Source organism: Providencia sp. PROV255, from assembly GCF_028478065.1.
Taxonomy (GTDB): Bacteria; Pseudomonadota; Gammaproteobacteria; order Enterobacterales; family Enterobacteriaceae; genus Providencia; species Providencia rettgeri.
The window spans coordinates 77,447-90,994 of the sequence record NZ_JAMPMI010000011.1; the positions used below are offsets into that span (position 1 = coordinate 77,447).

Annotated in this window: 10 protein-coding genes; 5 read left to right on the forward strand and 5 right to left on the reverse strand. The window is 42.2% G+C overall.

The window, feature by feature from the left end; genetic code table 11:
• Positions 1–6: 6 nt before the first annotated feature.
• The gene (recG, locus tag PR725_RS13675; protein ID WP_004266086.1) at positions 7–2,088 is read left to right on the forward strand and encodes an ATP-dependent DNA helicase RecG; all 2,082 of its coding nucleotides are present in this window, start codon (positions 7–9) and stop codon (positions 2,086–2,088) included.
• Between the two features lie 97 nt (positions 2,089–2,185).
• On the opposite strand, the gene gltS is transcribed toward recG, so the two are convergent.
• The gene (gene gltS, locus PR725_RS13680; RefSeq protein ID WP_004266088.1) at positions 2,186–3,400 is read right to left on the reverse strand and encodes a sodium/glutamate symporter; all 1,215 of its coding nucleotides are present in this window, start codon (positions 3,398–3,400) and stop codon (positions 2,186–2,188) included.
• A 235-nt stretch (positions 3,401–3,635) separates the two neighbouring features.
• On the opposite strand from gltS, the gene PR725_RS13685 reads away from it, so the two are divergent.
• Together PR725_RS13685 and PR725_RS13690 are read left to right on the forward strand one after the other, a co-directional pair.
• Complete coding sequence (locus PR725_RS13685) at positions 3,636–5,024, forward strand: uracil-xanthine permease family protein (protein WP_004266089.1); 1,389 nt, start codon at positions 3,636–3,638, stop codon at positions 5,022–5,024.
• A 126-nt stretch (positions 5,025–5,150) separates the two neighbouring features.
• Complete coding sequence (locus PR725_RS13690; protein WP_123382634.1) at positions 5,151–6,905, forward strand: AsmA family protein; 1,755 nt, start codon at positions 5,151–5,153, stop codon at positions 6,903–6,905.
• 79 nt (positions 6,906–6,984) lie between these two features.
• On the opposite strand, the gene fabY is transcribed toward PR725_RS13690, so the two are convergent.
• The 3 genes from fabY to yihX form a co-directional block, all read right to left on the reverse strand.
• Positions 6,985–7,899, reverse strand: a complete 915-nt coding sequence (gene fabY, locus PR725_RS13695; protein ID WP_196718851.1) for a fatty acid biosynthesis protein FabY — start codon at positions 7,897–7,899, stop codon at positions 6,985–6,987.
• 23 nt (positions 7,900–7,922) lie between these two features.
• Complete coding sequence (gene dtd / locus PR725_RS13700) at positions 7,923–8,360, reverse strand: D-aminoacyl-tRNA deacylase (RefSeq protein WP_004266092.1); 438 nt, start codon at positions 8,358–8,360, stop codon at positions 7,923–7,925.
• 61 nt (positions 8,361–8,421) lie between these two features.
• On the reverse strand, positions 8,422–9,036 hold the full coding sequence (gene yihX / locus PR725_RS13705; RefSeq protein ID WP_004266093.1) for a glucose-1-phosphatase: 615 nt from the start codon (positions 9,034–9,036) through the stop codon (positions 8,422–8,424).
• A gap of 350 nt (positions 9,037–9,386) precedes the next feature.
• On the opposite strand from yihX, the gene PR725_RS13710 reads away from it, so the two are divergent.
• A complete protein-coding gene (locus PR725_RS13710) occupies positions 9,387–9,989 on the forward strand; it encodes a hypothetical protein (RefSeq protein WP_004266094.1) in 603 nt (200 codons plus the stop codon).
• Between the two features lie 76 nt (positions 9,990–10,065).
• Here PR725_RS13710 and typA read toward each other — a convergent pair whose 3' ends face one another.
• Positions 10,066–11,889 (reverse strand): ribosome-dependent GTPase TypA, encoded by a 1,824-nt coding sequence (typA, locus tag PR725_RS13715; RefSeq protein WP_004262702.1) that lies wholly within the window; start codon positions 11,887–11,889, stop codon positions 10,066–10,068.
• 433 nt (positions 11,890–12,322) lie between these two features.
• Between typA and PR725_RS13720 the strand changes: the two genes are divergently transcribed.
• Positions 12,323–13,219 carry a PadR family transcriptional regulator gene (locus tag PR725_RS13720; protein WP_231136653.1) on the forward strand — a complete coding sequence of 299 codons (897 nt, stop codon included), beginning with the start codon at positions 12,323–12,325 and terminating at the stop codon, positions 13,217–13,219.
• Positions 13,220–13,548 lie beyond the last annotated feature (329 nt).

Here is a 13,548-nt window from a genome sequence, read left to right on the forward strand (position 1 = left end):
AATAATATGAATAATGGGCTACTTGATACCATTTCACTGACTTCATTGCACGGAATTGGAGCAAGCCAGTCAGAAAAAATGCGTAAAATCGGTTTGAACACCGTTCAAGACCTTCTTCTCCATTTTCCTTTGCGCTATGAAGACCACACCCGTCTATATCAAATAAAAGATCTCCTACCCGGCACGACTGCAACGATTACTGGTGAAATACTGCAAACTAAAGTCGTATTTGGCCGCAAAAGAATGATGACCTGCTTAATTTCCGATGGCACAGGCAACCTCACTTTACGTTTTTTTAATTTTTCAGCGGCAATGAAAAATAACTTAGCGGAAGGAAAACAGGTCACTGCCTATGGGGAGGTTCGCAGAGGAAATACAGGGCCAGAAATCATTCACCCTGAATATAAAGTTTCGCAAGATACTAGCAATATCAGCTTGCAAGAGAACTTAACACCCGTTTATCCAACCACTGAAGGTGTTCGCCAAGTGACTTTACGTAAAGTCATGGAGCAAGCGCTAGGATTACTCGATAGTGGGAACATAAAGGAGTTATTACCGGAAGAACTTAGCCGGGGCATGATAAGCTTACCAGATGCCATTCGCTTATTACACAACCCTCCCCCGAATGTTGCTTTGAGTGAACTTGAAAAAGGACACCACCCAGCTCAAAAACGGTTAATCCTCGAAGAGCTACTCGCTCACCATCTCAGCATGCTAGCCATCCGTGCAGGCAACGAACGCCTATATGCTGAACCTTTAGTGACAAGTGGTCAGTTAAAATCTCAGTTACTCGCGCAATTACCGTTTTCACCAACAAATGCACAAAACCGTGTTGTTGGCGAAATTGAAGCAGACCTCGCTAAAGACGCCCCTATGATGCGCTTGATTCAAGGGGATGTGGGATCAGGGAAAACTCTCGTTGCAGCCTTAGCGGCCGTTTGTGCCATCGAGAATGGCAAACAAGTGGCTTTGATGGCTCCTACCGAAATTCTTGCAGAGCAACATGCCAATACGTTCAAACAATGGTTAGAACCTTTAGACATTAAAGTCGGTTGGCTCGCAGGTAAACAAAAGGGTAAGGCACGTCAGGCACAGCAAGATGCTATCGCAAATGGAGAAGTTGCGATGATAGTGGGAACACACGCTATTTTCCAAGAGCAAGTGAGCTTTAAAGCTCTGGGGCTTGTTATAATTGATGAGCAACATCGCTTTGGCGTTCATCAGAGGCTCGCTCTGCGTGAAAAAGGTGAACAACAAGGGTATCACCCTCATCAATTGATCATGACCGCTACGCCAATCCCACGTACATTGGCGATGACAGCTTATGCAGACCTAGATACCTCCGTTATCGATGAACTTCCTCCAGGTCGAACGCCTGTCACCACTGTCGCCATACCAGACACTCGCCGTAACGATATTATTGAACGCGTTCGTCAAGCCTGTATTGAAGAAGGCCGCCAAGCCTATTGGGTCTGTACGCTCATTGAAGACTCGGAATTATTAGAAGCACAAGCGGCTCAAGTGACCTGCGAAGAGCTCACACTGGCATTACCTGAATTGAAAGTAGGGTTAGTTCATGGTCGGATGAAACCTGCTGAAAAACAAAGTATTATGGCAGCCTTTAAAAGAAATGAAATTCAGCTGCTTGTCGCTACAACGGTCATTGAAGTCGGCGTTGATGTCCCTAATGCAAGTTTAATGATTATAGATAACCCTGAGCGCCTTGGCTTAGCTCAGTTGCACCAACTAAGAGGGCGAGTCGGCCGAGGAGCTATCGCATCTCACTGCGTATTACTGTACAAAACCCCGCTAACCCATACCGCGAAACAAAGACTACAAGTGTTGCGAGACAGCAATGACGGCTTTGTTATCGCACAAAAAGATCTCGAAATTCGTGGGCCTGGGGAATTATTGGGTACTAGGCAAACAGGAAATGCAGAATTTAAAGTTGCTGATTTATTACGTGACCAATATATGTTGCCAGAAGTGCAACGCCTTGCACGCCATATTCAACAAAATTACCCCGAGAATGCGCAACAGCTTATTGAGCGTTGGTTACCTGAGCGAGAACAATACAGTCACGCTTAAATCTTATATCTTCTTTTTATCCGTTCCTTAAAATGAAAATTGCCGTGAATATTTTCACGGCAATACCTGCTTTACTTGATTTATTATTAAATAAAAACTACCCAGCAATCGTTGGGAATATTGGCAACATTAAATACAATTTAATGACTATCGCATTAACAATATCAATAAAGAAAGCCCCAACCATTGGTACCACAAGGAACGCAAGATGGGATGGACCCAACCTATCCGTTACTGCTTGCATATTCGCAATTGCTGTTGGTGTAGCCCCAAGACCAAAGCCACAGTGACCTGCGGCTAAAATAGCAGCATCATAGTTCTTGCCCATCACACGGAAAGTGACAAAAATAGCGTATCCCGCCATCACACAGGCTTGTACTGCAAGAATGACAATCATTGGAATTGCTAATGACGCCAATTCCCATAACTTCAAGCTCATCAAAGCCATCGCTAAGAATAACGATAGGCTGACGTTCCCCATAACAGAAACTGCGCGGTCAAACACGCGATAGAAGCCAAGGATAGAAAGGCTGTTACTTAAAATCACCCCAACAAATAATACACACACAAATTTAGGTAACGCGAACACCGTGTCAGCGAGCTGACCTGCAATAAAGCTCCCCACCAATAGGCAAATAGCGATCAATGCAATAGTTTCAATTAAAACCATTGAAGTGATCATGCGGCCGGATTGTGGCTTTTCAAATGCAGTTGGAACGTCTTTATCATCTTCAGCCGTTCCAGGCGTTGGGATATTACGCGTTAGAAAACGTGCAACAGGTCCACCGATTAAACCACCAAGAACTAACCCAAATGTAGCACAAGCCATTGCAACTTCTGTTGCACTTTGGAAACCATAATTTTCAGTGAAAATTTTCCCCCATGCCGCACCAGTTCCATGACCACCGGATAAGGTAATTGAGCCAGCTAACAGCCCCATGAGAGGGTCTAATCCCAATAATTCAGCAAGAGCAATCCCTACTGTATTTTGGACAAGTAATAAACCGACAACTACAAAAATGAAGATAAACAATGCCTTACCGCCAGCCTTCAAGCTTGCAAGGTTGGCATTAAGACCAATTGTGGCAAAAAATGCCAGCATCATAGGTTCTTGCAGTGATAAGTCAAAAGAAAGGCTCCAGTCAAATAATTGTTTAAGCAATAAAAGACTAAAAGCAACTAACAACCCACCCGCAACGGGTTCAGGGATTGTATATTTTTCAAGAAAAGGGACTGATTTGACCAGTTTACGCCCAAGCAATAATACTAAGGTAGCTGCTACCAGTGTACCGTAGACATCGAGATGATACATTCACGTACCTCGTCTGTTGTTAAAATTATCAAAAACTAGTAAGACGTTAATTTCTTCCTTAAAACGCCAAAAGCAGGTTATAGGATTAGAAAAAAAAACTGTTATAAATACAAGTTAAAAGATATAAAAATGTGACAGCCTTATTTAACATTGATCAATATTTTTTACGCGCAAACGATTGCTTTTTAAATTCCTCGCATTACAATGCGTTTTTTGTTGGCGAGAAATGAAGGCAATGAATACTGCGACGTCTGAAAAACAAACTACTGAAGCGACCACACAAACGCAAAGCGAACTCATCTACAAATTAGAAGACCGCCCACCGCTGCCGCAAGCCTTGTTTGCTGCCGGGCAACACCTTCTTGCGATGTTTGTCGCAGTTATTACCCCTGCAATGCTGATTTGCCAAGCTTTGGGGCTACCAGCCCACGACACTCAGCGCATCATCAGTATGTCTTTATTTGCCTCCGGTATTGCCTCTTTAATTCAAATTCGCGCGTGGGGCCCTATTGGCTCAGGCCTGCTTTCGATTCAAGGAACCAGTTTTAACTTTGTTGCACCTTTAATTATGGGAGGTGTTGCACTCAAGCAAGGTGGTGCTGATATCCCATCCATGATGGCAGCTTTGTTTGGTACTTTACTCGTCGCCGCACTCACTGAAGTCATTCTTTCACGCTTCTTACATTTAGCACGTCGCGTTATCACACCATTGGTCTCTGGCGTGGTCGTGATGATTATTGGATTGTCCTTAATTCAAGTGGGATTAACGTCCATTGGTGGTGGCTATGGTGCTATTAGTGACAATACTTTTGGTTCCCCTGATTACTTGATTTTAGCGGGGATTGTATTAGCCGTTATTATCCTCTTGAATCGCCAGAAAAACCCTTACTTGCGCGTTGCTTCTCTCGTCATCGCGATGGCGGTTGGCTACCTTGCCGCTTGGTGGATGGATATGTTGCCAAATGCGCAACCCGTGGAAGCCAATCAGCCAATTATTACTGTCCCTGAGCCTTTTTATTATGGCTTATCATTCGACTGGAACCTGTTGATCCCATTAATTCTTATTTTTATGGTGACTTCCTTAGAAACGATAGGTGATATTACCGCCACTTCTGACGTATCAGAACAACCGGTTCGTGGCCCTTTATACATGAAACGAATTAAAGGTGGCGTACTCGCCAATGGTTTGAATTCAATGGTTTCTGCGGTATTTAATACTTTCCCTAACTCTTGCTTTGGGCAGAACAACGGTGTTATCCAATTAACTGGGGTGGCAAGCCGCTATGTCGGCTACATTGTCGCTTTAATGTTGGTGTTATTAGGGTTGTTCCCTGCCGTTGCAGGCTTCGTGCAACAAATTCCCGAACCTGTGCTGGGCGGAGCAACCATTGTGATGTTTGGTACCATCGCCGCTTCAGGTGTAAGGATAGTCTCTCGCGAGCCACTCAATCGCCGTGCAATTATGATTATCGCCCTTTCTCTCGCAGTGGGTATGGGCGTTTCACAACAACCTTTGATTTTACAATTCGCACCTGACTGGCTAAAAACATTATTTTCTTCGGGGATTGCTGCGGGTGGTTTAACTGCAATTGTTCTGAATTTAGTCTTCCCTCTCGAAAAATAATCTTTCATTCTAGCCGCCAGTGTTGAACATTCTGGCGGTTTTTCTGTATGCTATCCTTAAATTGTCGCTATATTAGACGGTTTCTTTTTGTGTCTATTCGTCCACAAACCAAAGGAGCAGTAAACTGTGAAATGGTTAATCAAATTTACTACCTATGCACTTTTGTTACTGCTGCTATTGTTTATTTTTACTTATATCGGGCTACAAACCCGTTGGGGTGCATCCTACTCCAGTCAATTTTTAAGTAAATTTACTGACTACGATATTGATGTAGGAATTATGGGACATGAGTTTTCTAACCCCGGTGAATTCATTTTCCAAGATGTTAAATTAACGTCTAAAAACAGCGATCTCTCTTTAGATTCACGACAAGTCGTAATTGATATTAATTGGCGAAACCTATTTAGCGGTACGGCTATCAAACGTTTAGTTATCACTCAAGGAACATTATCGACAACCGTCTTACCAAATACGGTGCTGTTCCCTATTTCTGCAAATATTTTGCAATTTGAAAATAGCCAAATTACGCTTAAAAAAGACAACGATACTGTGCAATTCACTGGCTTCACGGGAGGAATTACCCCTTGGAAACCAGCCGAAAAATCCCCTTTTGGTTACGGTGATTTTCGATTTACCTCTAACCAATTAAAATTCAATGGCCTTTCCTTCAAGAATGTTGCCATTACTGGTAAATTGCAGCAGCAAGGAACAGAAATAAGCCAAGCAAGTGCCTACTTAAATAATGGCTATATTGCGGGTGCTGGGAAGGTACTTAGCGATGGCTCTATCATGGTTGACTCCCTCACCATGAATAAAGTCGGCTGGGAAAATAATGTTGATTTCGATTCACTATTTGATGCAATAACGAGTGAAAAATCGCTGCAGGTCAAACAGGTAGAATTAACCAACGTTGATATCCAAGGAAGGGATTGGGCACTTTCTGGCTTAAATACCGAAATTGACCAACTCAGCTTCTTAAGAGGAAGCTGGACTAATCCCAAAGGCAATATTAGCTTTAATGTCGACCAATTCGTCGTAAAAGACCAGCAACTGAGTACCTTAATTGGTGAGCTAAGTATCAATGGCGACAGCCTTAATATCAATAAGTTATCGGGTTACTATAATAAAGGTGTCTTTAATCTCAGTGGGTCTTGGCAACGTAATGATCAAATACTAACCATTGACGAAGGTAAACTCGCGGGTATCTTATATACCTTACCTGAAAATTGGTTGTCCTTCTTCGCAGAACCAACCCCAACGTGGTTATCTGGTTTAAACATCAAAAAGTTCACCCTTTCTCAATCACTTTTGATGAATATCCAGGCACAATTTCCTTTCGAATTGACCGCTCTAAGCGGCAATATCGAAAATGTCGATTTGATTAAACAAAAACAGTGGGGAATTTGGAGCGGTAAAGCGACATTTACTGCAGATAGCGGCACAATCAACCAAGTTCTCGTACGCCGGCCATTTATTGAAGTACGTCAAAGTGGTAAATCCTCAGCGGCGGTGAGCTTAACGGTCAGTACCGATAAAGGCATCAGTAAAATTGGCTTGCTGGTAAAGCAAGAACCGAAAAAAGTTCCCTTTTTACTGAGAGCATCAGGTTCTAATATTGACCTCGTTGATTTAAATCAATGGGGTTGGGCAGGCTTCCCCGCTCAAGTCATCGGTGACTTTGATGCAACATTACAAGGTGATTTGCTCGCCCCATCAGTGGAAAAAAGTTTGAATGGGGAATTGATGGCCATACCATTGCAAGGTAAACGTCTATTCCGTACTGTTGTGAACGGGGTTGTCACCTCTTCAGTAGAGTCCGAAACCGATTTGCAGCCTACTGAGCCTTCTTTGGCAGAACCGCTCCCCGCACTTAGCAATTAATAAAAACTGTCAATTCATAGAAATACAAAAGGCAGGTCAATCGAACCTGCCTTTCTTTTTTAATATTCAATGGGTAACTTTACTTGACTGTTTCTACAGGTAACACCATATAAACACCGCTGAATACAGCGCCTACTTTACCATCAGGGTTACTAACCTCAACGTTCAGTTTTACTCGCGCCTTGCTACCTCGCGCTAAGCGGTCAAGGTCACCGCTCATATTGGCTAAGTCCGCAGTTGCTGTCGGCCTACCGCTTACTGGCTTACCATAACGAATACTGGCATCGACCAACACAATATCACCACCAAGCTGGTGTTCTTGCATTAATAGCCAAATCAGCCCCCACCCTGTTAGGGTAGCTAATGAAAATTGGCTCCCTGCAAATATGGTTTCATGAGGGTTTTGGTTGCCCGCTTCTGGCATAGTGGTAATAAAACGAGTTCCTGTGTATTGGTCGATTCGGACACCCATTTTTTCACTCAATGGAATATACTTATACCAGGCTTGTTGTAACTCGCCACACCAGTCTGGGCGATGCAGAATTTGGTCTAATGTCTCAATGGGTTTGATCATCAAGTAATGGCGCACTGGCGTTTTTAGCTGCCCTGCTACTTGCCCTCGATTTTCAAACCCCATTTTATTGAAAAATGGAACTGCTTCTTCACGAACGCTTGATACAATGCGTTTTACCCCTTCTTGCCGAGCAACAGATTCCAGCGCCATGATAATCAACTTACCAAGCCCTTTTCCCTGCATTGCCGGATTAACGGCTAAGAAACGAATAGCGCCTTCGTTGTCAGCATTAATATACAAACGACCAATGGCAAGAATACGGTTTTTATCATCGACGACCATTTGATGGTGTGCCGTTAAGTCATAGCCATCTTTTTCAGAACCTAGGGGTTGATTAAACGGTTTTCGCAACATTTCCCAGCGAAAATGGTAATAAGTTGCAAATTCAATATCGTCTTTCGGTGTACGTAAATGGTACATCGCTTCCCCCTTTAAAAATGGACTCACACTTGTAGCCAGAAAGTGACAGGGCCATCATTGGTTAAATTCACTTGCATGTCAGCGGCAAATTCACCCGTTTGTGTTTCAACCCCTTGTTGGCGACTTTGTTCAACAAAGTATTGATACAAAGTATCTGCCCTTTCAGGTTCTGCCCCCCCTGAAAAACTAGGCCGCATACCTTTTTTGGTATCAGCTGCTAAAGTAAATTGAGAAACCACCAGCAAGCTACCACCTGCTTGTTGAACATTGAGATTCATTTTCCCTTGTTCATCACTAAAAATACGGTAGCCTAATACTTTTTCACACAAACGTTTGGCTTTCTGTTCATCATCATCTTTTTCAACACCAAGCAAAACCAGCAGCCCAGCATTTATTTGTCCTACTATTTTCTGATCAACAACTACACTCGCATGAGTGACTCTCTGGATTAATGCAATCATGATGACTCTTTACAAAAAGATGGAGCAACGTTAGCCGTTGCCCCACTATAAAATCAGGATATTATTCAACTTCTGCACTAAAATCGTAAGTGCGGAAATATTCAGGAATGGTGTCTTTATTCACAACATGAATACTGCGAATACCAAGGGCTTCTGCGGCTTTTATATTTTCTTCGACATCATCAAAGAAAATAGCATCTGCAGCATCAAACTCTTCGGATTGCAGTACATATTTGTAAATTTCAGGATCAGGCTTACGCATGCCTAAATCTTGGGATAAATATAAGAAATCGGAGGAAGCTGCAATTTCTGGGTAGTGTGCTGGCCAGTAGTCGAGATGTAGGCGATTAGTATTCGATAAAACGACCACTCGGTGCCCTTGTTCACGCAGGCGTTCCATAATATCAATAACTTCAGGTCGTAACGAAATAAAAATAGCGTGCCAGCCTTCAGCAAAGTCTTCAAAGCTTAGTGTAATGTCCATTTCTTCACAAAGCAGCTCAGCAAACTCGATGTCTGAAATTTTTCCACACTCATGTAATTGAAAGATATTACCAAAAGTAAAACGTGATTTGATTTCTTCACTTGGTGTGCCGCTGAGTTCAGACCATTTATCAAATACACGATTAAAGTCGATATCAATAATCACATTACCCATATCGAAGATATACAGCATAAATTTTCCTCATTGTTATTCACTAAATTTACTTTAATCATTATTCGGGCAACTGAACAGCCCTAATTAGTGATAATTCAAGTTATTTTGTCAATTTATCGATTAAGCAATCCACACTTAGCGCAATTAATGAGCAGAAAACCAGCCGATTTATTCTGTTACCGAGAAAACGTTTTTTATCCCAAAGGTGCTATTTCACACCACACTCTCGGTTTTTGATACTAAATGTTAAGTCCCACTATCGGCTTTTTGCATAATGGCTTGTATGTAGCAAGTTACACATAAGCAATGTGAGCTGATATCAATGCATTATCAGTAATAAATAAATCTTAAAATATAAAAGCCAGACTATGAAAATAGATAAAACAATCTCTTGGCCGATTGCTATTCTATGGGGAAGTTTATTTTTAATTCCATTATTTAATTATTTCCCTCTGAATTTCAATATCGACCTTACAACAAAAGTTATTGAACATTTTCAATCCGCCACTCTAATTTTTTGTGTCTTTTTCACTTGGTTTTATATGAGACCATTACAGCAAAAAAGTCAGGGAATGAAATTATTTTGGTTATGGGCAACTATCTGGTGGGTAACATTATTTGGCAGAGGAACAAATTGGGGGCGAGAATTTTTCCCTAATCTGGATCACACTTATTTCAGGCTAATTTCTATTACCTTGATTAGCAGTTTAGTTTTGATGCTATGTGCTTCACCATTAAGAAAAAGTATTGTTTTTCACCTAAAAAACACAGCTATTCCACTTTGGAGCCTACTACTAACCCTGTGTGCTTTTTTAATTTCAGACAGTGTTGAACACCATAGGTTTCTCAGTTCAGTTTTTCTATATCATTCTGAACTTCAAAGCCTTATCGAAGAATTGTACGAAATCCCTTTAATTTTCGGACTATTTATTTCATCACTGTATTTTATGAAAAAAGATAAGCCTTTATAAATAAGTAAGGCGCCGAAAGGCGCCTTACTACACTCATAACTACAATAAAGTAATAAACAACATTACATCATGGTAATTAGTCTTCTTTAGAACGGTTTGCACGGCGGCGATCGTTCTCAGTCAAATGACGTTTACGCAGACGAATAGACTGCGGAGTCACTTCAACTAATTCGTCATCATCAATGAACTCAAGAGCTTGTTCCAGAGTCATTTTAATTGGTGGTGACAGAGTTGTCGCTTCATCAGTACCTGACGCACGCATGTTAGTCAGTTTTTTACCAGTTAAGCAGTTAACAGTTAAGTCGTTAGAACGTGAGTGAATACCAATGATTTGGCCTTCATACACTTCAGCACCGTGACCCAAGAACAGCTTACCACGGTCTTGCAGGCTGTACAGTGCATAAGCAACCGCTTTACCTTGTCCGTTAGAGATCAGAACACCGTTTTGACGGCCACCGATTTCGCCTGGGCGAACATCATCGTAATGGCTGAACGTTGAGTACAGTAAACCAGTACCTGATGTCATTGTCATGAACTCAGTACGGAAGCCAATCAGACCACGGCTTGGAATGACGTAATCAAGACGTACACGGCCTTTACCGTCTGGCATCATGTCACGCAGGTCGCCTTTACGCTCACCTAATGCTTTCATGATGTCGCCTTGATGCTGTTCTTCAACGTCTAACGTCACTTGTTCGAACGGCTCTTGTTTACGACCATCGATTTCACGAATGATAACTTTTGGACGAGATACGGCTAATTCGAAACCTTCACGACGCATGTTTTCAATCAGAACAGATAAGTGAAGCTCACCACGACCAGAAACGCGGAATGCATCTGGGTCTTGAGTTTCTTCAACGCGTAGTGCAACGTTGTGAACCAATTCTTTATTCAAACGGTCAAGGATCTGACGTGAAGTCACGAATTTACCTTCTTTACCACAGAATGGTGAGGTGTTAACACAGTAGAACATGCTAACTGTTGGCTCATCAACCGCTAATGCAGGCAGTGCTTCAACGCTACCGACTTGGCAAATGGTGTCAGAGATATTCAGTTCACCCAAACCGGTCAGAGCAACAATGTCACCCGCTTCCGCTTGTTGTGAGTCAATACGCTCTAAACCTAAGTGAGTCAGAACTTTACCAATTTTACCGTTACGAGTTTTACCTTCGCTATCGATAACCGTTACTTGTTGGTTAGGCTTAACAACACCGCGTTTGATACGACCAATACCGATAACACCTAAATAGCTGTTGTAATCCAATTGCGAAACTTGCATTTGGAATGGACCATCGATATCTACCGCTGGTGGCGCAACGTGTTCCACGATAGCTTCGTACAGTGGAGTCATGTCTTCAGCCATGTTTTCGTGGTCAAGACCAGCAATACCGTTTAATGCAGATGCATAAACGATAGGGAAATCGAGTTGCTCATCCGTTGCACCTAAGTTCACGAATAAGTCGAATACTTGGTCAACAACCCAATCAGGACGTGCGCCTGGGCGGTCAACTTTATTGATAACAACAATAGGACGTAAACCGTGGTCGAACGCTTTTTGCGTTACGAAGCGAGTTTGTGGCATTGGGCCATCCATCGCATCAACAACCAGCAGTACACAGTCAACCATAGACATAACGCGCTCAACCTCACCACCGAAATCGGCGTGACCTGGGGTGTCTACGATATTGATATGATAACCATTCCATTGGATAGCGGTATTTTTAGCAAGGATAGTAATACCACGCTCTTTCTCCAAGTCATTGGAGTCCATAACACGCTCATCAACAGTTTCACGTTCACCGAACGTGCCTGATTGCTGCAATAATTTACCAACCAGTGTGGTCTTGCCATGGTCAACGTGAGCGATGATGGCGATGTTTCTTAAATTTTGAATTGACAAGGATTTTTACCGTTTAATTGACAGGAAAGGAATATGCTTACTGAGCCGTTATTCACACCCAAAACATACTTTCTACGTTAATTTGCTGTTATTTTACACGTTTTTCCGCACAAGTGGAATAAATGTGAAACCCATCACTGTATAAAAAGTTTTTAGCGAAAAAACATTCAGTTGCGTAACAGTGCCAGATTCCCTCACAAAATAATGAGCATCATCTCTGCGAAACCACGAAGTGACAGAATAATACGCTAAAAACTTAATATTAGCAGCCCAAAAAAAGAACAAAAAATAGACTTTCTTTCTTAACTACCAGTTTAAATATCTTTTTGCGTTATTTAGATATATCTAAATTGACTAATTAGATATATCTAAATATAGTAAAACCAGAAAACAAATTCGATATATCTAAAGTTACAAACTAAGGAGTAACTATATGCTAATTAAATCTTGTCGTCATGTATATTATGCACGCCATGATGAAAATCAACATGGCCATCGCGGTGGATGTTGCCACAATGAAGGCCGTCATAGTCACGAACATTGCAACCACGGAGATGACTATTATGGTGATGACCGCCATGGGCACGGTGAACACTGCCACGGTGAAGGCCGTCATGGTCGTGGACACGGTGAACGCTGCCACGGTGAAGGCCGTCATGGTCGTGGACACGGTGAACGCTGCCACGGCGAAGGCCGTCATGGACATGGACATGGTGAACGCTGCCACGGCGAAGACCGTCATGGTCGTGGACATGGTGAACGCTGCCACGGCGAAGGCCGTCATGGTCGTGGACATGGTGATGACCGCCAAAGAGGTCGTGGAAGAGGTAAAGGCCTACGTCGTTTATTCGACCATGGCGACCTTCATATTATGGTACTTTCGTTAGTCGCTAAAAAACCAAGCTATGGCTACGAAATTATCAAGGATATTCAAGAAGCCTCAAATGGCTTGTATGTGCCAAGCCCGGGTGTTATTTATCCCACTCTAACCCTGTTAGAAGAACAAGGCTTCTTGGAGTCTCAGATTGTTGAACGTAATCGAAAAAGTTTTACGATTACGCCGGAAGGCTCTGATCATTTAGCTCAAAATAAAGAAATTGAAGCGGTTATTGCTCGCAAACTGGCTAAAGCACGTGATATGCAACAAGGCAGTAATTTAGCAGAAGACATTGAAATGGCAGTCAGTCGTTTTAAAGCTTTATTACGTCACAAAATGGTTTTAAAACAACTAAACGAAGAGCAGACGCGCCAAATTGCCTCCATCATCAATGATGCAGTAAAACAAATTGAAGAAGTGAATACATTATTAACTAATAGCGATGAAGATTAATGTAGCTGTCTGGCATTAAACCACCTCATTTCTTTTTTATCCGGCCAACCTTATGCTTTAACAGAGCGCAATGTTGGCTTTTTTATTTGAGCTCCACTCGCAAACGCACTAGAACAGTGCAAAATAGTCATTTCATGCACTAATATAGTGCAATACGACCAATGCAGCATGATGAAAATCCCTCGTCCTCACGTAACAATCAGTATTTGCTATAATTAAAAAGTTGGCACGCTTTTCGCTTATCTATTTATAGAGCGCGTACTAACCACTTTTATATGACTAGCACGCCAGACAAACAACAAACACACCCTCAAAAATAGCTTGTGATT

Bases quoted from the DNA above. Each gene is read 5' to 3' on its own strand.
- PR725_RS13720 (WP_231136653.1), top strand. From the start codon at position 12,323: ATGCTAATTAAATCTTGTCGTCATGTATATTATGCACGCCATGATGAA.
- recG (WP_004266086.1), top strand. From the start codon at position 7: ATGAATAATGGGCTACTTGATACCATTTCACTGACTTCATTGCACGGA.
- yihX (WP_004266093.1), bottom strand. From the start codon at position 9,036: ATGCTGTATATCTTCGATATGGGTAATGTGATTATTGATATCGACTTT.
- gltS (WP_004266088.1), bottom strand. From the start codon at position 3,400: ATGTATCATCTCGATGTCTACGGTACACTGGTAGCAGCTACCTTAGTA.
- fabY (WP_196718851.1), bottom strand. From the start codon at position 7,899: ATGTACCATTTACGTACACCGAAAGACGATATTGAATTTGCAACTTAT.
- PR725_RS13685 (WP_004266089.1), top strand. From the start codon at position 3,636: ATGAATACTGCGACGTCTGAAAAACAAACTACTGAAGCGACCACACAA.
- PR725_RS13710 (WP_004266094.1), top strand. From the start codon at position 9,387: ATGAAAATAGATAAAACAATCTCTTGGCCGATTGCTATTCTATGGGGA.
- dtd (WP_004266092.1), bottom strand. From the start codon at position 8,360: ATGATTGCATTAATCCAGAGAGTCACTCATGCGAGTGTAGTTGTTGAT.